This window comes from Pseudomonas sp. FW215-R2, assembly GCF_058789255.1.
On sequence record NZ_JBYTBO010000004.1, the window covers coordinates 341,342 to 362,125 of the forward strand.

Below are 20,784 nucleotides of genomic sequence, written 5' to 3' on the forward strand. Positions count from 1 at the left end.
TGCTTGAAACCTGTCAACTCTGACAGCTATTCATCAAGATTTTTTTGTTGCTTCATACCCGCCGGAGCGCAAGGTTTTTGAGCCATACATCAATCGGGTAAAGAACAATGAAAAGAATCTTCTCGCTGCTATTGATGCTGGTGATGACCGGGTGTCAATTCAACGATCAATCCTCGACGCAATCAATCAGTGTCGCCCAGAGCGTTCAGCAGACGGGCCCACAAGTAGTTGCAGATTTGATCGCCCGGTACAACGACCTCCGTCAGAACTGCGGAAAACCTTCAATGCCAGCGTTTTTGTGCCGGGGGATTATCCTTCGCGCAACGACTCCCTCAACCAATTACAAATCGTGGAATCCAAGCCCGCATTCGCAATCGAGTGGTGGCGTTTCATTTTCGTTTCTGAGCCAGGATTCGAAATTCACCACGCTTGTATACCGGAAGACAAACGGGTTTATTTTCTATCCGATTTTCAACTCCCCTCCGGACAAGCGAGACATCGATATCCTCTGCTCCTTTCCCAAGGATGGAGCTACAACACTAAGAGAAAAGCCCGGTTGCGGGGCTCATCCTTATGCACCGGATCGCAGCCGGCTCTGCAAGGTCCTCGGAATAACCACCGCAGAGCAATGGATCGCCAACTACAACAGCTACACGTGGAATCAATGTGCCTTTGACGTCAGCGACTCGATGAATCACCTGGCCGCGGATGCCTTTTACCAAACGATAAGGGCTCATCAACTGGCGAACTTCTTTGCAGGTGTCCATGACTATATCGAACTTATTCTCGCGACCTGGCCACAGGACATTCCGAAAGAACTGCCCTTGCAGGCTTTTTTCTATATGGAAGGTGGGCTGGCAGGTGCGCAATTCGATCAAGTCGACTTTTTCAATTCGACTGGCGGACTAGTCCTTCCCATCATAAAAATCATATTGCCGACTACACCTACGGCGAATGCTCAGTTCATATTCAATCAAGCTGATCAGGTGAAGTAGTGCTCAGTGCGCTGCGTCGATATTCAACCGACGCATGCGTCAGGCCAGCAATTCCTGAATCTTCTCCTGCAACACATCCAGATCGAACGGTTTTTCCAGGATCGGCGCCCTGCGGGTAATAGGGCTGCCGGTCTCGCGGATTTCCTGGGGATAGCCGCTGATAAAGATCACTTTGAGATCCGGGCGCAATTTGACGGCGGGTTCGGCGATCTGCACGCCGGAGATCCCGCCTGGTAAGCGGAAATCGGTAATCAACATGTCGAGATGCGGCTTGCTCGCCAGAATCTCGAACGCCTGCTCGCCGTTTTCGGCCTGCAATACGCGATATCCCTGCCCTGACAGATAGTCTGTCAGCACCATCAGGATCACCGGTTCGTCCTCGACGACGAGTACAACATCTTGTGCATCTACGCTCATGGGAAGCCTTTGTTCGGTCAATAGCTGCTGATACGACCGTGTGGTCACTCAGAGGTTGCGTTTGTTTCGCCGTTTTCCTGGAGCGGCAGACAAACGCGAAACAGGGCGCCTTCGTTGATCTTGCTCTCGACGACGATGGAACCGCCATGGGCGGCGACGATCTGCTCGGAAATGAACAGACCCAGCCCGAGGCCGGCCACCACCGTCTTGGCGGAAACCCGTTCGAACTGTTGAAAAATGCGTTTCTGATTCTCCTCGCTGATACCGATGCCCTGATCCGCGACTTCGACCCGAGCCTCATTGCCTTCGCGATAAACCCGCACCTGCACCGGGCTCTTGCCGCCATAACGCAAGGCGTTGGTCAGCAGGTTCGACACCACTTGCTCGATGCGGAACTCGTCCCACTGCCCTTGCACCGGTTCGGCGGCGGTGAAGCTGACTTCGGTCTCGGCCGCTTCGATCTGCTGGGCGAAATTTTGCAGCAGGTTGCCGACCAGTTGCGCCAGATCGAAACGGCTCGGTCGGATCGACAGCTTGCCGGTGCGGATCCGCGACACGTCGAGCATGTCTTCGATCAGGCGGATCAGGCTTTTGATCTGGCGCTCGTCGCGGTCGACCATCGCGTGCATCTTGTCGAGGGTGAACGCGGCGGCGTTGTCCCGGGCCAGGTGCATCTTGCGCAGCTGGGTTTCGAGGATAAGGCCGTTGAGCGGCGTGCGCACTTCGTGGGCGACGATCGACATGAAATCGTCACGCATGCGCACCGCCTGCTCCAGTTCGCCTTGGGTGCTCTGCAACTGTTGAAGCAGCGCTTCCTGTTCGCGGCGGCTCTGTTCGAGGGCTTCGACCTGTTGCTTCATCGCCTTGCTCTGGCGGTACAGGTCGACAAATACATTGACCTTGCTCTTCACCGCGTGGATATCCAGCGGCTTGTGCAGGAAGTCCACCGCCCCGCTTTCATAACCCTTGAACGCGTAATTCAGTTCACGGCCGGCAGCGCTGACGAAGATGATCGGGATGTTCTTGGTTTTCTCGGTGCCGCGCATCAGCTCGGCCAGTTCAAAGCCATTCATGCCGGGCATCTGCACGTCGAGGATGGCCATGGCGAATTCGTGTTGCAGCAGCAGCGACAGCGCTTCGTCCGCCGACAGCGCTTTGTAGACGGTGCGGTCTTCGCGTTTGATCAGCGCTTCGAGAGCCAGCAGGTTCTCGGGCAGATCGTCGACGATCAGCAGTTTTGCCTGGATATTACTCAGCATGCGATTCGTTCCAGCTCGACAAGCAGACGGCCGATGCCGCGTATGGGAAGTATGTGATCCGGTTGATGGAGCTTCAGTGCCGCCTGGGGCATGGTCGCGATCTGCGCATCGTCCGGATCCTGAACGATGGTCAGCCCGCCATGGCGTTTGACCTGCGCCAGGCCCCGCGCGCCATCGTGGTTGGCCCCGGTCAACAGCACCGCGGCCAGCGCCGGGCCGTAGACATCGGCGGCGGACTCGAACAGGAAATCGATCGAAGGCCGCGAATGATGCAAGCGGTCTTCCAGGCTCAACGACAGGCTGCGGTCCTGCTCCACCGACAGGTGATAGCCCGGTGTGGCGAAATACACGGTGCCGGGCTGAATGTCCTGTTTATCGATGGCTTCGGCGACCGGTAACGCCACTCGCCGGGCAAACACGTCGGCGAGCTGGCTGCGCCGCTCTTCCGGCAGGTGCAGGACGATGATGATCGGCAGCCCGAACCCTGACCGCAGCGAACCGAGCATCGTCAGCAAGGCCTCGACGCCACCGGCGGAAGCCCCGACCACAATCGCCTCGACCCGAGGCAAATCCGCTGCACTGTTCATGATTTGCGGTAGATCCGTTCTTGTTTCACCAAGGGCTCGAACTGGTTGGAATAGCCGGAAAAATCCAGCGTTTCCTTGCTGCCCAACACCAGGAAGCCTCGGTGGCACAACGACTCATGGAACAATCCGAATGCTCGATCCTGAAGTTTTTTATTGAAATAAATCAACACGTTACGACATGAAATTAATTGAGTTTCAGAGAATACGCTGTCCGTCGCCAGGCTGTGATCGGCGAAGGTTACGTTCTCGCACAGGCTCTTGTCGAAAATCGCGTAGCCATACGCAGCAGTGTAGTAGTCGGCGAACGAGCGCTGACCGCCGGCCTGCTGATAGTTGGCGGTGTAGGCGCGCACGTTTTCCATCGAAAAGATCCCCTGCTTGGCCTTGTCCAGCGAGCGCGGGTTGATGTCGGTGGCGTAGATGATCGTGCGGTCGAGCAGACCTTCTTCGCGCAACAGAATCGCCATCGAATAGACCTCCTCACCGGTGCTGCACCCGGCGATCCAGATCTTGATCGACGGATAGGTCTTGAGCAGCGGCACCACCTCCTGACGGATCGCCAGGAAGTGCGACGGATCGCGGAACATCTCGCTGACCGGAATCGTCAGCAATTGCAGCAATTGCATGAACGCCGTCGGGTCGTGCAGGACCTTCTCCTGCAACGCCGAAATCGTCGCGCATTCGAACTGGCTCAACGCATGTTGCACCCGGCGCTTGATCGACGCGCCGGAGTAGTCACGAAAGTCATAGCTGTACTTGAGGTAGATCGCCTCGATCAGCAAGCGCAATTCGATTTCGCTGTTTCGTTCTGCTGAGTAACTACGTTCCACTAAATGCGTTCCATCTTCGGCAACCACACGCGAATCAGCGAGAACAGGCGATCCAGGTCGATGGGCTTGGCCAGGTAATCATTGGCGCCTGCCTGCAGGCAGCGCTCCTGATCATCCTTCATGGCCTTGGCCGTTACCGCAATGATCGGCAGCTTGCGCCAGCGCGGATCCTTGCGGATTTCCATGGTGGCTTCAAAACCATCCATTTCCGGCATCATCACGTCCATCAGCACCAGGTCGATGTCCTCGACTTCATTCAGTTTTTCAATCGCTTCGCGACCGTTACGGCCGATCACCACGACTGCACCCTTGGTTTCCAGCGCGCTGGTCAGGGCGAAGATGTTGCGTACATCGTCGTCCACCAGCAGCACTTTGCGACCCTCGAAGACCTTGTCGCGGCTGCGCGCGGTCTTGAGCATCTTCTGCCGTTCATGGGACAACTGCGATTCGACTTTGTGCAGAAAGAGTGTGACCTCATCCAGCAGACGCTCCGGCGAGCGCGCGCCCTTGATGATGATCGAACGCGAATACTTGCGCAGATCGGCCTCTTCATCGCGGGTCAGGTTGCGTCCGGTGTAGACGATGACCGGCGGGAACGAGCAGATGTCTTCGGTGGACATGCGCTTGAGCAGATCGTTGCCAAGCATGTCCGGCAGCTTCAGGTCGATGACCATGCAATCGAAGATCGTCGTGCGCAGCAGCTCCAGCGCGTCCTGTGCCAGGCCGACGGCGGTGATTTCAATGTCGTCATCACCGATCAGGCGGGCGATGCTTTCCCGTTGCAAATCATCGTCCTCGACCAGCAGCACGCGTTTGACCTTCTGGGTCAGCTTGGCTTCAAGGCGCGCGAACACGTCCTTGAGTTCTTCGCGGGTGGTCGGTTTGACGGCGTAACCGATAGCGCCCATGTGCATGGCCGCTTCGACGCGGTCTTCCACGGAAATCACGTGCACCGGGATGTGCCGGGTTTCGGCGTGTTCTTTCAGGCGTTGCAGAACGGTCAGGCCCGAGTGATCCGGCAGGCGCATGTCCAGCAGGATTGCGTCTGGCACGAACTCTTTCGCCAGGTCATAACCTTCATCCGCGCCGTGAGCAACCAGGCACTGATAGCCCAGTTCGTGGGCCAGGTCGTAGAGGATGTGGGCAAAATTCGGCTCGTCTTCCACCACCAGAATGCAGCGGGTATCGAACGGTGCCTTGTTGCGGTCGTCGTTGAAACGCGGGATGTCGACGGACGCCAGCGGCGACACCGCGACGGCAGGTGTAATGACCGGTGCGGACGCCGGCGGACTGAAGGTCAGCGGTGTAACCGGCGTATCACCCGGCTCGCTGTATTGCTGCGGTAACACCAGCGTAAAGGCACTGCCCTGCCCCGGCGCGCTGCTGACGCTGATCGAGCCGCCCAGCAAGGTCGCCAGATCCCGGGAGATCGACAGGCCCAACCCGGTGCCGCCGTATTTGCGGTTGGTGGTGCCGTCGGCCTGGCGGAAGGCTTCGAAAATGCTTTCCTGCTGGTCCTGGGCAATCCCGATCCCCGAGTCGCGCACGATAAAGGCAATGCGATCGTCCGGTTGTCCGGCGATGGTCAGGCTGACTGTGCCGTGTTCGGTGAATTTCACGGCGTTGGACAGCAGGTTCTTGATGACCTGCTCCAGACGCTGGCGATCGGTGAACAGCGTAATCGGTGCGTCCGGCTGCAACTCGACGCTGAACGCCAGTTTCTTGTCCGCCGCCAGTGGTTCGAATACACCGCGCAGGCCTTCGGCCAGGCGCGCCACGCTGGTGTTTTCCGGGACCACTTCGAGTTTGCCGGCTTCAACCTTGGAAATGTCGAGAATGTCGTTGATCAGGTTGAGCAGATCGTTGCCGGCGGAATAGATCGATTCGGCAAACTTCACCTGCTCTGCACTGAGGTTGTCCTGCGGGTTTTCCGCCAGCAGCTTGGCCAGGATCAGCGAACTGTTCAGCGGCGTGCGCAGTTCGTGGGACATGTTGGCGAGGAATTCGGATTTGTATTTGCTCGAACGCTGCAACTCTTCGGCGCGCTCTTCCAGTTGCACCTGAGCCTGATTGAGCTCGGTGTTCTTCTGGTCCATGGCATCGCGTTGCTCGGCCAGGGTCTGGGCCTGTTCGGCCAGTTGCTCGTTGGTCTGCTCCAGCTCGACTTGCTGGGTTTCCAGATGCGCCTGGGACTCCTTGAGAATCCGCGACTGTTCTTCCAGTTCTTCGTTGGCGGTTTTCAGTTCTTCCTGCTGCACCTGCAACTCTTCGTTGAGCTGCTGGGTTTCGGCCAGCACTTCCTGTAGCCGCTGGCGGTAACGCGCCGCTTCGATGGATGTGCCGATGTTGCCGGCAATCCGTTCCAGAAGCGCCACATCACGCTCGGTGAGCGGACGCAGGAAGCCGAGCTCGATCACGCCGTTGACCCGGTCGTCATCGCTGGTAGGTACCACCAGCACGCTGTGTGGCAGGCCTTCGCCCAATCCGGAGCTGACCTTGAAGTAGTCGGCCGGCACCGAATCGAGACGAATCAGCCGCGCCTGCTGCGCGACCTGGCCGACAATGCCTTCACCGCTGTAGATCGATTGTTCCTGCTCTTCCTGCTCGCGGGAGAAACCATAGCTAGCCACGCGTTTGAGCCCGCCATGCTCTTCGCGTACATACAACGCAGCCACGGCAGTGCCAAGGTACTGGGCACAGAATTGCAGAATGTTGCGGCCCAGCAGATTGAGCGTCAGTTGCCCCAGGACTTGTTCGGCCAGCTCGGTCTGGCCCGTGCGCAGCCAGGCCTGCTGCTCCAGGCGTTCTGCGCTGGCCCTTTGCGCAGCGAGGTTGGCGCCATAACTACTGGAAAGGCTGAGCAGATCGCGACGACCAATATAAGCCAGCAAACCGCTGATGCCGGCGATGAACAGCAGGTACAGGCTGATGCTCCAGATGGTGGTGCGGCGCACGTCTTCGTTGCGCGTGGTGCGCAGCGTCTGCTCGGTATCGATCACGTCCTCGAATTGCTTGCGGATCTCGTCAGTGAGGCGTTTGCCGCGCCCGGCCTTGACCGCGGCCTTGTAGTCGCCGCTGGCGCGCTGCAGGTCGATCATCGATTGCGCGTAGGTCGCCCACTCGGTTTGCAAGGCTTGCAGGCGACGCAGGCGGTCGGTCTGCACCGGGTTGTCGGCGGTCAGTTCAAGCAAGGTGTTGAGCGCCACGGAGATACGCGGCTTCGCCGTTTCATACGGGTCGAGGAAGTGTTCATCGCCACTGAGCAGGAAACCGCGCATGCCGGTTTCCAGGTCGACGGTGAGTTTCACCGCTTCATTGGCGTTATTGATCACCCGGTCGGTGTGTTCCACCCACTGGATCACCGACAACAGATAGGTGATCAGGGAAACGAAGAACACCGCGCTGATTGCGCCCACACCCAAAGGCAGGCTGACGTTGCGACTCAGTAGTTTGCGAAACCGTTGCTCATCAACCGAAGACGGAGAGGACATGTGGCAGCCTTGTCGAACTGTTGAAAACCAAGGAGTTTGCCCCAAAACGGCGGCATGGATCCATTTTTCTCACAGTGTTAGCACTGTTTTCCCACATTTGCCTGCGCCGATTCACAGGCCAACGGTTATCCTTGCCCGCCCGTTTGCACCTATTCTTTTTTGTATCCATTCGGGAACTTGTGGCTATGCGCCACTTACTCATGCAAGAGCCCGGCAATTTTGATCGACCGGCGCCCCCCTCCCCATTCTTGAGAGCCGCCACTATGTCCACCACTGCGTCCACCATCCTTGTAGTAGAAGACGATGCCATCGTGCGCATGCTGATCGTCGACGTGCTGGAGGAATTGGAGTTCAAGGTTCTGGAAGCGGACGGCAGCGAGCAGGCGCTGGAGATTATCAAGGATGTGAATCAACACATCGACCTGATGATGACCGACGTCGGCTTGCCGATCATGGATGGCCGTCAATTGGCTACTGAAGCGCGCAACTTGCGCCCTGCTCTACCCATTCTGTTCGCCAGCGGCTATGCCGAAACCATTGAAGTGCCGGCAGACATGCATGTGATCGGCAAGCCGTTTTCCATTGATCAATTGCGTGACAAGGTCAAAGGGGTTCTCGGTCAGTCCTGAGCCACCCGACTTCAATTCCTGGATAAAACTGTCACGCGCCCTGCCAGTAGGCTTTGCGCTTGGTCTTGTCCGATGTCCACCCAAGAAAAACGGATCCCGCGACACCCGGGTTGTGGTCTAATTCGCGCGCCTTTTTTTCGTCTCTTCGTCCCAGGAATCGTTTCTCATGAGTCAGCCCGCAACCAAAGTCCTCGTCATTGGTTACGTCTGGCCTGAACCCCGCTCCTCCGCCGCGAGCGGGCATGTGATGCAGATTCTTGAAACTTTCCTGCAACAAGGCTGGCAAATCACCTTTGCCAGCCCTGCCGGCACTGGTGAGCACCGCGCCGACCTGACTGCATTGGGCATCCGCGAAGTCCCGATCGAGCTGAACAACAGCAGCTTCGACACCTTCATCAGCGAACTCGCCCCGGATATCGTGCTGTTCGACCAGTTCATGATCGAAGAGCAGTTCGGCTGGCGAGTGGAAAAGCACTGCCCTGATGCCTTGCGCGTTCTGGAAACCTCGGATCTGCAAAGCCTGCGGCATGCCCGTCATCAGCGGTTGAAGGATCGCCTCAAGCTCAGCGATGACGCCAACGATTTCGATCAGTTGTTTGCCCCGGCGCTGGCCGAAGAGTTCGAGCTGATGGCTGACACCGACCTGGCCAAACGCGAGATCGCGGCGCTCTATCGCTGCGATCTGAACCTGATGATTTCGCAGGTGGAAATCGAGTTGCTGGTGCAGCAGTTCAAGCTGCCACCCGAGTTGCTGTACTGGTGTCCGTTGATGGTCGAACCGCCCAGCGCACCGGTGAAGCCTTTCGAGGAGCGCGCGCACTTCCTCAGTATTGGCAATTTCCGTCATGCACCGAACTGGGACGCGGTTTTATGGATGAAGTCGAGCGTCTGGCCACTGATCCGTGAACAACTGCCCAAAGCACAATTGCACATCTACGGCGCCTACACGCCGCCCAAGGCTGCAGCTTTGCACAATGCCGCACAGGGTTTTCACATCATGAACTGGGCCGAGGATGCGTTGCAGGTCATGTCCGATGCGCGCATCTGCCTGGCGCCCCTGCGTTTTGGCGCCGGCATCAAAGGCAAGCTGATCGATGCCATGCTTTGCGGCACGCCGAGTGTCACCACGCCGATTGGCGCTGAAGGCATGCATACCGACCAACCCTGGCCGGGCGCTGTCTGCCGTACGGCGCAGGATCTGGCCAATACCGCGGTCGAGCTTTATCGCGACGAGGTTCGTTGGCACACCGCGCAGTCCCAGGGGCACGCGCTACTCCAGGAGGTTTATCAGCAGGCCATACATGGGCCGGCGCTGATCAACAAACTGCTGGACTGTCGCGCAAACATTGCCCAACTAAGACGCAACAACTTCACCGGCAGCATGTTGCGACATCACTCGCACAAGAGCACGCAATACATGGCGCAGTGGATTGAAGCAAAGAATGCAAACAAACAATAAAGCCCTGAAATTTATAAACACAACAACCAACAACCTGTATCAATCGATAGATAGCCATCTGAAAAGCTAAACACTATAAACATCCTGCCCGCGCCACTTTCGTTATTAAAGAGTGGCGCCTCAATCAACTTATGCAGGATGCATGCATGACCGACATCAATAACTACGCCTCCTATAACTGGATGGCGGCGACACCGTCCATCGATTCACTTTCGATATCCGAACTGACCCTGCCGGGAACCCACAACGCTGGCAGCGACTGGCGCGCCAGTTATCCAGTGTTCGGCCCACCCCGTCATTGGCTGGCTTGCCAGCATGACTCGTTTCACGCCCAACTTCACCATGGCGCACGGGTGCTGGACATTCGCCTGGCTTACGAGCCAAAGGCCGAAGGCGTCAGCAGATTCCGTGCTCACCATGGCGGACACCGCAACTCCCGAACCCTGGGCAACTTGATCACCGACGTAGAAAACTTTCTGAAGCAAAACCCGGACGAGTTCATTGTTCTGGACTTCCACAGTCTCGACGGTAACGACTTCGATTATGACTACTTCAATAAAATGATGATTCACCTGCTCGGACATCGCTTGATCCCGAGCAAAAACCTGAGCGCCGGCCTTGGGCAACTCAAACACATCAGCAAGGAGCAACGTGTATTTGCGGCCGCTCGGTCACACTGGCAACTTGATCGCCATGTGTTCATTGATTACATCAACCATGAATGGTCGGGCAGCAATCGGACCGACTCGGCGGAGTTGAAACAGTTCATCGGCTACGTCATGAAATCCCCACCTGGCGCGTGGAAACCCTGGTCGTTGTCCGCCACCTGTTACACCGCACTGGGCGGCCCGGTGGATATTCATAAAGAACTGAACGAGTGGTTCGATCCAGACAACAGTGATTGGGCAATGAAGTGCAACGTCATCAACGTCGACTTCATCGAAGAGACCAACATCGTGTCGTTTTGCCGTGCCGTGAATCAAACCAAGGCCCACCAGCGCCCCGCTGATCGCCTGCTGGCGTAACGGGCGCGCAAAGAGGCATGATCGCCGGGCGATAACAAAAAAAGCGTCCGACCATGACCCGAACCGCCCGCGTGACCGACCCCTCCTACGAGTTGATGGATGACCACAACGGGTTGTCCATCATTTATCGCCAGCACGGCTTCCCCTGCCCGCTGGTGCGCTGGCATTTTCACAAGGAATACGAACTGCACCTGATCGTGGCCAGTTCGGGCAAGGTATTCATCGGCGACTACATCGGCAACTTCTACCCGCAGACGCTGTTCCTCACCGGCCCCAACCTGCCGCACAACTGGATCAGCCAGGTGGCCGAAGACGAAGTGGTCGAGAAGCGCGACATGCTGGTCAACTTCACTGATGAGCTGTTCGAAAGCGGTCATCAGGTGTTCGCCGAACTCAAGACTCTGGCGCCACTGCTGGAACGCGCGCAGTACGGCATCGAATTCCGCTCACCGCAGACGATTCGTCAGGCCATGACCCTGATGCAACGCATCGCCGATTCAAGCGGCATCACCCGTCTCGGGCACTTTTTCATCCTGATGGAATTGCTGGCGGCCTCCGATGACTACCAACTGCTATCCGGCGCAACCACGCCGCAACTGGCCGACGAACACAACATCGACCGCACCAACCGCGCCGTGGATTACATCTTCGCCCACTACGCCCGTGAACTGCCGCTGGAGGAAGTCGCCGAGCACCTGGGCATGAAACCGACCTATTTCAGCCGCGTGTTCAAGCAGGCCACGGGGCGCAATTTCATCGAGTTCGTCAATCGCCTGCGCATCAGCAAATCCTGCGAACTGCTGGCGGACGGTGACAAACCGGTGACCGAGGTGTGTTTCGAGTCGGGCTTCAACAACATCTCCAATTTCAATCGGCGCTTTCAGCAGCTCAAAGGCATGACGCCCTCGCATTATCGGCGGCTGGTGGTGCAGCGTCTGACCGAGCAAAACCACGGCTGACGCCCGAAAACCTGTACGGTTTCATTGCCCTCGCTGTCCTGAAACGCCCTTCCCTGTGTTTGTCGCGTCAATCGAGAGTGCAAAAAAGTATCGATTCAAGTGCTAGGGATGATTTGTCAGCCCTGCGATTGAAGGCTGTAATCAGTGCACATTCTTCCTGCAGCCGGAAGACACAAAAACAATAACTGTCCTTCTGTCCCCCACCGGGTGCAGAAAAGGAGTGCACGATGCAACCCACTGCAAAAGCTCTGCTTGCCCTCACCTGCATGACCCTCAGCAGCGTCAGCCTTGGCGCCCAGACCCTGACCATCGCCACTGTCAACAACAGCGACATGATCCGCATGCAAAAGCTCTCGAAAACCTTCGAGACCGAGCACCCGGACATCAAGTTGAACTGGGTCGTGCTGGAAGAAAACGTCCTGCGTCAGCGCCTGACCACCGACATTGCCACCCAGGGCGGTCAGTTCGACGTGTTGACCATCGGCATGTACGAAGCCGCACTCTGGGGTGCAAAAGGATGGCTGGAACCGATGAAGGATCTGCCGGCCAGTTACGCCCTCGACGATGTGTTCCCGTCGGTGCGTGAAGGCCTGTCGGTCAAGGGTTCGCTGTACGCCTTGCCGTTCTACGCCGAAAGCTCGATCACCTATTACCGCACCGACCTGTTCAAGGACGCCGGCCTGACCATGCCGGAGCGTCCGACCTGGGAGCAGATCGCAGGCTTCGCCGAAAAACTCACCAACAAGGACAAGGAGCAATACGGCATCTGCCTGCGCGGCAAGGCCGGCTGGGGCGAGAACATGGCGCTGATCACCACCGTGGCGAATGCCTATGGTGCGCGCTGGTTCGATGAGCAGTGGAAACCCGAATTCAGTGGCCCGGAATGGAAGAACGCGCTGAACTTCTACGTCGACACCATGAAGAAGTCCGGCCCACCGGGTGCCTCCAGCAACGGTTTCAACGAAAACCTCGCGCTGTTCAACAGCGGCAAATGCGCAATTTGGGTCGATGCCAGCGTCGCCGGCTCGTTCGTCACCGACAAGACCCAGAGCAAGGTCGCCGATCACGTCGGCTTCACCTTTGCGCCGCATCAGGTCACCGATAAAGGCTCGGCATGGCTGTACTCGTGGGCGCTGGCGATTCCGACCAGTTCCAAAGCCAAGGACGCCGCCAAAGAATTCAGTGCCTGGGCCACCTCAAAAGAGTACGGCGAACTGGTCGCCAAGACCGACGGCATCGCCAACGTACCGCCGGGCACTCGTGCCTCGACCTACAGCGACGCCTACATGAGCGCCGCACCGTTTGCCAAGGTCACGCTGGAGTCGCTGAAAGCGGCTGACCCGAGCAAACCGACCCTCAAGCCTGTGCCTTACATCGGCATTCAACTGGTGACCATTCCTGAGTTCCAGGGTGTGGGCACCCAGGTCGGCAAGCTGTTCTCGGCGGCACTGATCGGCCAGACCACGGTCGACCAGGCGCTGACCGCCGCCCAGCAAACCACCGAACGCGAGATGAAGCGCGCGGGTTACCCCAAGTAACCACTGCCCTCTTCAATTGAAGGAAGGGAGCTTGCTCCCTCCCCTCAAAGAACTCGCTGTATCTCGAGTATGTGATCGCCATGAATACTTCAACTGCCAAAGCCCACATCGACCTGTCGCAACCCCAGCGCAAAAACCGCGTGGCCAATCCCGGCTGGTTTCTGGTCAGCCCTTCGGTGGCCCTGTTGCTGCTGTGGATGATCGTGCCGCTGGGCATGACCGTCTATTTCTCGATGATCCGCTACAACCTGCTCGACCCGGGCATCAATGAATTCGTCGGGCTGGATAACTTCACCTACTTTCTGACCGACTCCGGGTTCCTGCCCGGCGCCACCAACACCTTGCTGCTGGTGGGCAGCGTGTTGCTGATCAGCGTGGTGTTCGGTGTGTTGATCAGTGCGCTGCTGGAGGCCAGCGAGTTCTTCGGTCGCGGCATCGTGCGGGTGATGCTGATTTCACCGTTTTTCATCATGCCCACCGTCGGTGCGCTGATCTGGAAGAACCTGATCTTCCACCCGGTCTCCGGGATCCTCGCCTACCTCTGGAAGCTGTTCGGCGCGCAACCGGTGGACTGGCTGGCGCACTACCCGCTGCTGTCGATCATCATCATTGTTTCCTGGCAATGGCTGCCCTTCGCAATCCTGATCCTGATGACCGCCATGCAGTCCCTCGACCAGGAACAGAAAGAAGCCGCCCGCCTCGACGGCGCCGGCCCTGTCGCGATCTTCTGGCACCTGACCCTGCCGCATCTGGCGCGGCCGATTGCGGTGGTCGTAATGATCGAAACTATCTTCCTGCTGTCGGTGTTCGCCGAAATCTTCACCACCACCAACGGCGGCCCCGGCTACGCGTCGACCAACCTCGCCTACCTGATCTACAACCAGGCGCTGGTGCAGTTCGACGTCGGCATGGCCTCGGCCGGCGGCCTGATCGCCGTGGTCATCGCTAACATCGCAGCGATCATTCTGGTGCGGATGATCGGCAAAAACCTGACTGACAAAGCCTGAGGCCTGCCATGACTCTTCAACAATCCCGCCGGCTGCAAAGCCTGCTGCTCGGCACGCTGGCCTGGGCCATCGCGATCATCATTTTCTTCCCGATCTTCTGGATGGTGCTGACCAGTTTCAAGACCGAAATCGACGCCTTCGCCACGCCGCCGCAGTTCATCTTCACGCCGACGCTGGAGAACTACCTGCACATCAACGAGCGCAGTGATTACTTCAGCTTTGCCTGGAACTCGGTGGTGATCTCCTTCAGCGCCACGGCTCTTTGCCTGCTGATCGCGGTGCCGGCGGCCTACTCGATGGCGTTCTACGAAACCCAGCGCACCAAGGGCACGCTGCTGTGGATGCTCTCCACCAAGATGCTGCCGCCGGTAGGCGTGCTGATGCCGATCTACCTGCTGGCCAAGAGTTTCGGCCTGCTCGACACGCGCATTGCGCTGATCGTGATCTACACGCTGATCAACCTGCCGATCGTGGTCTGGATGATTTACACCTACTTCAAGGACATCCCCAAAGACATCCTCGAAGCCGCCCGCCTCGACGGCGCCACGCTGATGCAGGAAATGCTCCGGGTGCTGCTGCCGATCGCCAAGGGCGGGCTGGCCTCGACCGTGCTGCTGTCGCTGATCCTGTGCTGGAACGAGGCGTTCTGGTCGCTGAACCTGACCTCGTCCAAAGCCGCGCCGCTGACCGCGCTGATCGCCTCCTACTCAAGCCCCGAAGGATTGTTCTGGGCCAAGTTGTCGGCCGTCTCGACGCTTGCCTGCGCGCCGATCCTGATCTTCGGCTGGATCAGCCAGAAACAACTGGTGCGCGGCCTGTCGTTCGGCGCCGTGAAATAAGAATTCGTATGAGGAGCGCCACCATGGCCAACCTGAAAATCAAGAATCTGCAAAAAGGCTTCGAAGGTTTTTCCATCATCAAGGGCATCGACCTTGAGGTGAACGACAAGGAATTCGTGGTATTCGTCGGCCCGTCGGGCTGCGGCAAATCCACCCTGCTGCGACTGATCGCCGGCCTTGAAGAAGTCAGCGGCGGCACCATCGAACTGGACGGTCGCGACATCACCGAAGTCAGCCCGGCCAAGCGTGATCTGGCGATGGTGTTCCAGACCTACGCGCTGTATCCGCACATGACCGTGAAAAAGAACATGTCGTTCGCCCTCGATCTGGCGGGCGTGCCGAAGGCTGAGGTCGAGAAAAAAGTCGGTGAAGCGGCGCGGATTCTCGAATTGGGCCCGATGCTCGAGCGCAAACCGAAGCAACTGTCCGGCGGTCAGCGTCAGCGCGTGGCCATCGGCCGGGCGATCGTGCGCAACCCGAAAATCTTCCTGTTCGACGAACCGCTGTCCAACCTCGACGCCGCCCTGCGGGTGCAGATGCGCCTGGAACTGCTGCGCCTGCACAAGGACCTCAAGGCGACGATGATTTACGTGACCCACGATCAGGTCGAAGCCATGACCATGGCCGACAAAGTCGTGGTACTCAATGGCGGCAAGATCGAACAGGTCGGCTCGCCGCTGGACCTGTATCACAACCCCGCCAACCTGTTCGTCGCCGGGTTTCTCGGCACGCCGAAAATGGGTTTCCTCAAGGGCAAGATCGCCCGGGTCGACGGCCAGAGCTGCGAAGTTTCGCTGGACGCCGGCACGCGCATCACCCTGCCGTTCAACGCGGCAAATCTGAGCGTCGGCAGCGCTGTGACCCTGGGCATTCGCCCGGAACATCTGGAGCTGGCGCAACCGGGCGACTGCACCCTGCAAGTCACCGCCGACGTCAGCGAACGGCTGGGCAGCGACACCTTCTGCCACGTCAGGACCAACGCCGGCGAAGCCCTGACCATGCGCGTGCGCGGTGATCTGGCGAGCCGTTACGGCGAACAACTGAACCTGCACCTGGACGCCTCCCACTGCCATCTGTTCGATGCCGACGGCGTGGCGCTGACCCGCCCGTTGCGCGCCGCCGCCTGACTTCGAGACTGACCCGATGAAACTCAACAAACAGAACCTCAACCGCCTCGCCGCCGAAGTGAAGTTGCCGGCCTACAGCCTCAGTGACACACGCCAGGGCATCGCCCACATTGGCGTCGGCGGTTTTCATCGCGCGCATCAGGCGTATTACACCGATGCGCTGATGAACACCGGCGAAGCGCTGGACTGGGCGATCTGCGGCGTCGGCCTGCGCGCCGAAGACCGCCGCGCCCGTGACGACCTCAAGGAACAGGACTACCTGTTCACCCTGTTCGAACTGGGCGACAGCGACGACACCGAAGTCCGCGTCATCGGTTCGATCCGCGACATGCTACTGGCCAGCGACAGTGCCCAGGTGCTGATCGACAAACTCGCCGACCCGCAGATCCGCATCGTCTCGCTGACCATCACCGAGGGTGGCTATTGCATCGATGACAGCAACGGCGAGTTCATGACGCACCTGCCACAGATTCAGCACGACCTGACTTACCCGCAACAGCCGCAAACCGTGTTCGGTTTCCTCTGCGCGGCGCTGGCCCGGCGGCGTGCGGCGGGCATTCCGGCGTTTACCGTGATGTCCTGCGATAATCTGCCACACAACGGCGCCGTCACCCGCAAGGCATTGCTGGCCTTCACCGCGCTGCTTGATCCGGACTTGCGCGACTGGATCGACGCCAACGTCAGCTTCCCCAACGCCATGGTCGACCGTATCACCCCGATGACCAGCACCGCGCATCGCCTGCAACTGGCGGACAAACACGCCGTCGACGACGCCTGGCCAGTGGTGTGCGAACCGTTTGTGCAATGGGTGCTGGAAGACAAGTTCGTCAACGGCCGCCCGGCCTGGGAAAAGGTCGGCGTGCAGTTCACCGACGATGTTTCGCCCTACGAAGAGATGAAGATCAAACTGCTCAACGGCAGTCATCTGGCCCTGACCTATCTGGGCTTTCTGAAGGGTTACCGCTTCGTCCACGACACCATGAATGACCCACTGTTCGTGCGCTACATGCGCGCCTACATGGACCTGGACGTGACCCCGCAACTGGCGCCGGTGCCGGGCATCGACCTGACCGAGTACAAGAACACGCTGGTGGCGCGGTTCTCCAATCAGGCGATTGCCGATCAGCTTGAACGTGTTTGCTCCGATGGTTCGTCGAAGTTTCCCAAGTTCACCATTCCGACGATCAATCGGTTGATTGCCGATGGACGCGAGACCAAACGGGCGGCATTGGTCGTTGCAGCTTGGGCGTTGTATCTGAAAGGCGTGGATGAGAATGGCGATACTTATTCGATTCCGGACCCTCGGGCGGCGTTTTGTCAGGCGTTGGTGGCGGAGGATTCGCTGATTACTGAGCGGTTGTTGGGGGTTGAAGAAATCTTCGGTACGGCGATACCGCGTTCGACGGAGTTTGTGGCGGCGTTTGAGTGGTGCCTGAAAAGCTTGCGGGAAGAGGGAGTGACGCGGACTCTGGAAAGCATTCTGTCCTGACGGGTGAGGTACTCATGACAACCCAACAACTCTTCCTGGGCATTGACTGCGGCACTCAAGGCACCAAAGCCATCATCCTCGACGCCACCAGCGGCCAGGTTCTCGGCCAGGGTGCCGCCGCCCACACGATGATCAGCGGTGCCAACGGTCGCCGTGAGCAAGACACGCACCAATGGCTGGACGCTTTCGCCCTCGCCACGCGCCGCGCCTTGCTGGCGGCAAATGTCGACGGCCAGTCGATCCTCGGCATCGGTGTTTCCGGCCAGCAACACGGTCTGGTGCTGCTCGATGACCAAGGCCAGGTACTGCGCCCGGCCAAGCTCTGGTGCGACACCGAAACCACCGCAGAAAACGATCGGCTGTTGACTTACCTGGGCGGCGAAAGAGGCTCGCTGGAACGCCTCGGCGTGATCATCGCGCCGGGTTACACCGTCTCCAAACTGCTATGGACCAAGGAACAACATCCCGCCGTTTTCTCACGGATCGCAAAGATTCTGTTGCCACACGACTACCTGAATTTCTGGCTCACCGGCCGTAGTTGCAGCGAATACGGCGACGCATCCGGCACCGGCTATTTCAACGTGCGCACCCGCCAATGGGATTTGCAGTTGCTGCGCGACATCGACGCCAGCGGCCGTCTGCAAGCAGCGCTGCCGGAGCTGATCGACGCCCATCAAGCGGTCGGCACGATCCTGCCGGCGATTGCCGAACAACTGGGTATCAACCCCAACGCATTGGTATCCAGCGGTGGCGGCGACAACATGATGGGGGCCATCGGCACCGGCAATATTCAGCCGGGTGCGATCACCATGAGTCTCGGTTCCTCCGGTACGGTGTACGCCTACGCTGAAGCGCCAAAGGTCAGTCCGGATGCTTCGGTCGCCACGTTCTGCTCGTCCAGCGGCGGCTGGTTGCCGTTGATCTGCACCATGAACCTGACCAACGCTACCGGCGCGATCCGCGAATTGTTCGACCTCGATCTCGACGCTTTCAACGCCTTGGTGGCCCAGGCGCCGATCGGCGCTGAAGGCGTGAGCATGCTGCCGTTCCTCAACGGCGAGCGCGTGCCTCCCCTGCCCCACGCTACCGGCAGCCTGCATGGCTTGACTAGCGATAATCTGACTCGGGCCAATCTTTGCCGCGCCGCCGTCGAGGGCACCACCTTCGGCCTGCGTTTCGGACTGGATCTATTGCGCCAGAATGGTTTACAAAGCCGCAGCATTTGCCTGATCGGCGGCGGCTCGAAGAGTGCGGTGTGGCGGCAGATCGTCGCCGACATCATGAACACCCCGGTGATCTGCACCGAGCAAAGCGAAGCCGCCGCCCTGGGCGCGGCGATTCAGGCGGCGTGGTGCAAGTCGTGGTCGAACGGCCACGAAGACACCCTGGCCGACCTGTGCGAACGCTGCGTGAAGCTCGACCTGAACAGTGAAACCCTGCCGATTGCCGCGAATGTCGCAGCCTTCCAGCAGGCCTATGAACGCTATCGACTGCATGTCGCAACCTTATAAAGAGCAAACAACTATGTACCTGGTGTGTGGCGAAGCGCTGTTCGATTTCTTCAGCGAAGACGATGCCGGCGGGCAGGCGTCGAAAGTCAATTTCAAGGCGATTGCCGGTGGCTCGCCGTTCAACGTGGCCGTGGGTTTGCGCCGACTGGGCGTGGACTCGGCGCTGTTCGCCGGGTTGTCCACCGACTACCTCGGCCGTCGTTTGCAGCAAGTTCTGAAAGATGAAGGTGTACGCCCGGATTATCTGGTGGACTTCGCCGCGCCGACCACGCTGGCCATGGTCGCAGTGGGCGCCAATGGCTCGCCGCATTACAGCTTCCGGGGTGAAGGCTGCGCTGACCGCCAGTTGAGCCTGGCGCATCTGCCAACGCTGGGGTCTGAAGTGCGCGGTCTGCACTTCGGTTCGTTCTCGCTGGTGGTGCAACCGGTTGCCGATACTCTGCTCGCGCTGATTCAGCGTGAAAGCGGCAAGCGCCTGATCAGCCTCGACCCGAACGTGCGCCTCAATCCCGAGCCGAACATCGAGCTGTGGCGCGAGCGGATCGCCACGCTGGTGCAACTGGCGGACCTGATCAAGGTCAGCGACGAAGACTTGAGCCTGCTGTACCCCGAGCAGGATCCGCAGCGCGTCATCGAAGGCTGGCTGCAGTATCGCTGTCAGGTGGTGTTCCTGACCCGTGGCGGTGAAGGCGCGACCGTGTTCAGTCGTGCTCACGGTTCATGGTCGGTGCCGGCCTCTGCAGTGAAGATCGCCGATACCGTTGGCGCCGGCGATACCTTCCAGGCCGCGTTGATCACCTGGCTGACCGAGCAGGAACTGGATTCGGTGGAAGGCGTACAGCATCTGCAACGCGAACAGATCGACGCCATGCTCAGGTTTGCTGTACAGGCGGCCGCCCTGACCTGCAGCAAGACAGGTCCGGATTTGCCTTATCGCCATCAGTTGACCTGACCGCGTAGACTGGCGCCCTTTTTTGCACGACGGGATGACGGCTTTTGAATTCGGGGCGCACGGTTGGACTTTTGGTATTGGCGGCACTGTTGAGCGGCTGCGGAACATCGCCACCGCGTTCGCCGGAAAACCTCTGCGAGATTTTTCGGGAAAAGAGTGATTGGTACGACGCGGCGCAAGTCACGCAAAAGCGCTGGGGCGTACCGATCCAGGTGCCGTTCGCGATCATGTATCAGGAATCCGGCTACCGCTACGACGCCAAGACGCCGCGCAAATACCTGCTGTGGGTGATTCCGTGGGGTCGCGTCACGACGGCATCGGGTTATGCGCAGGCCAAAGACGAAGTCTGGTCCGACTACCAGAAAAGCACCGGCCGTCACGGCGCCGACCGCGAAGACTTCGACGACGCCATCGACTTTGTCGGCTGGTACATGGACAAGACCACCTCGGTCAACGGCGTGTACAAGTACGACGCTTACAACCAGTACCTCAATTACCACGAAGGCTGGGGCGGGTTTCGCCAGAAGACCTATGCCAGCAAGGCGTGGCTGCCGCCGGTGGCGCGCAAGGTGCAGAACCGCTCGGACATGTACGGTCAACAATACGCGGCGTGCAAGGATGATTTGAATCGCGGGTTCTGGAGCCGGTTCTGGCATTGGCTCTGATCGCA

General features: G+C 59.0%; 18 protein-coding genes. 13 read left to right on the forward strand and 5 right to left on the reverse strand.

The annotated features are described in order from the left end of the window. Nucleotides 1–107 precede the first annotated feature (107 nt). Nucleotides 108–995: a halovibrin HvnA gene (locus tag AC3WRD_RS08275; RefSeq protein WP_102619830.1), complete on the forward strand. Its 888-nt coding sequence runs from the start codon at nt 108–110 to the stop codon at nt 993–995. Between the two features lie 39 nt (nt 996–1,034). Here the strand turns inward: AC3WRD_RS08275 and AC3WRD_RS08280 are convergent, their stop codons facing one another. From AC3WRD_RS08280 to AC3WRD_RS08300, 5 genes are read right to left on the reverse strand one after another with little or no spacing between them, the layout of a single operon-like run. Next, on the reverse strand, nt 1,035–1,412 hold the full coding sequence (locus AC3WRD_RS08280) for a response regulator (RefSeq protein WP_007954537.1): 378 nt from the start codon (nt 1,410–1,412) through the stop codon (nt 1,035–1,037). Nucleotides 1,413–1,456: 44 nt separating this feature from the next. Further along, entirely contained in the window at nt 1,457–2,671 is a 1,215-nt protein-coding gene (locus tag AC3WRD_RS08285; RefSeq protein ID WP_102619829.1) for a hybrid sensor histidine kinase/response regulator, read from the reverse strand. Then, nucleotides 2,665–3,258, reverse strand: a complete 594-nt coding sequence (locus AC3WRD_RS08290; protein WP_102619828.1) for a chemotaxis protein CheB — start codon at nt 3,256–3,258, stop codon at nt 2,665–2,667. Before AC3WRD_RS08290 ends, AC3WRD_RS08285 begins: the two co-directional genes overlap by 7 nt. Beyond that, on the reverse strand, nt 3,255–4,088 hold the full coding sequence (locus AC3WRD_RS08295) for a CheR family methyltransferase (protein ID WP_096820368.1): 834 nt from the start codon (nt 4,086–4,088) through the stop codon (nt 3,255–3,257). The genes AC3WRD_RS08290 and AC3WRD_RS08295 overlap by 4 nt, the downstream gene beginning before the upstream one ends. After that, the gene (locus AC3WRD_RS08300; RefSeq protein ID WP_102619827.1) at nt 4,088–7,579 is read right to left on the reverse strand and encodes a response regulator; all 3,492 of its coding nucleotides are present in this window, start codon (nt 7,577–7,579) and stop codon (nt 4,088–4,090) included. The genes AC3WRD_RS08295 and AC3WRD_RS08300 overlap by 1 nt, the downstream gene beginning before the upstream one ends. Before the next feature lie 263 nt (nt 7,580–7,842). Here AC3WRD_RS08300 and AC3WRD_RS08305 point away from each other — a divergent pair, with 263 nt between their 5' ends. The 12 genes from AC3WRD_RS08305 to AC3WRD_RS08360 all read left to right on the forward strand — a co-directional run bounded on the left by AC3WRD_RS08305 (nt 7,843) and on the right by AC3WRD_RS08360 (nt 20,779). Next, on the forward strand, nt 7,843–8,208 hold the full coding sequence (locus AC3WRD_RS08305) for a response regulator (protein ID WP_102619826.1): 366 nt from the start codon (nt 7,843–7,845) through the stop codon (nt 8,206–8,208). Between the two features lie 166 nt (nt 8,209–8,374). Next, complete coding sequence (locus AC3WRD_RS08310; protein WP_102619825.1) at nt 8,375–9,667, forward strand: glycosyltransferase; 1,293 nt, start codon at nt 8,375–8,377, stop codon at nt 9,665–9,667. A 146-nt stretch (nt 9,668–9,813) separates the two neighbouring features. Next, nucleotides 9,814–10,692: a PI-PLC domain-containing protein gene (locus AC3WRD_RS08315; protein WP_102619824.1), complete on the forward strand. Its 879-nt coding sequence runs from the start codon at nt 9,814–9,816 to the stop codon at nt 10,690–10,692. A 53-nt stretch (nt 10,693–10,745) separates the two neighbouring features. After that, nucleotides 10,746–11,651 (forward strand): AraC family transcriptional regulator, encoded by a 906-nt coding sequence (locus AC3WRD_RS08320; RefSeq protein ID WP_096820362.1) that lies wholly within the window; start codon nt 10,746–10,748, stop codon nt 11,649–11,651. Between the two features lie 227 nt (nt 11,652–11,878). Further along, nucleotides 11,879–13,189 (forward strand): ABC transporter substrate-binding protein, encoded by a 1,311-nt coding sequence (locus AC3WRD_RS08325; protein WP_102619823.1) that lies wholly within the window; start codon nt 11,879–11,881, stop codon nt 13,187–13,189. 80 nt (nt 13,190–13,269) lie between these two features. Beyond that, nucleotides 13,270–14,196 carry a carbohydrate ABC transporter permease gene (locus AC3WRD_RS08330; RefSeq protein ID WP_096820360.1) on the forward strand — a complete coding sequence of 309 codons (927 nt, stop codon included), beginning with the start codon at nt 13,270–13,272 and terminating at the stop codon, nt 14,194–14,196. Nucleotides 14,197–14,204: 8 nt separating this feature from the next. Further along, entirely contained in the window at nt 14,205–15,035 is an 831-nt protein-coding gene (locus AC3WRD_RS08335) for a carbohydrate ABC transporter permease (protein WP_096820359.1), read from the forward strand. A 23-nt stretch (nt 15,036–15,058) separates the two neighbouring features. Further along, nucleotides 15,059–16,162, forward strand: a complete 1,104-nt coding sequence (locus tag AC3WRD_RS08340; RefSeq protein WP_102619822.1) for an ABC transporter ATP-binding protein — start codon at nt 15,059–15,061, stop codon at nt 16,160–16,162. Nucleotides 16,163–16,178: 16 nt separating this feature from the next. Next, nucleotides 16,179–17,651 (forward strand): mannitol dehydrogenase family protein, encoded by a 1,473-nt coding sequence (locus tag AC3WRD_RS08345; RefSeq protein ID WP_102619821.1) that lies wholly within the window; start codon nt 16,179–16,181, stop codon nt 17,649–17,651. A gap of 14 nt (nt 17,652–17,665) precedes the next feature. Beyond that, entirely contained in the window at nt 17,666–19,162 is a 1,497-nt protein-coding gene (xylB, locus tag AC3WRD_RS08350; protein ID WP_102619820.1) for a xylulokinase, read from the forward strand. Between the two features lie 13 nt (nt 19,163–19,175). Further along, nucleotides 19,176–20,114, forward strand: coding sequence for a carbohydrate kinase family protein (locus tag AC3WRD_RS08355; protein WP_102619819.1), 939 nt, complete (start codon nt 19,176–19,178; stop codon nt 20,112–20,114). Nucleotides 20,115–20,158: 44 nt separating this feature from the next. Then, entirely contained in the window at nt 20,159–20,779 is a 621-nt protein-coding gene (locus AC3WRD_RS08360) for a transglycosylase SLT domain-containing protein (protein ID WP_096820354.1), read from the forward strand. Nucleotides 20,780–20,784 lie beyond the last annotated feature (5 nt).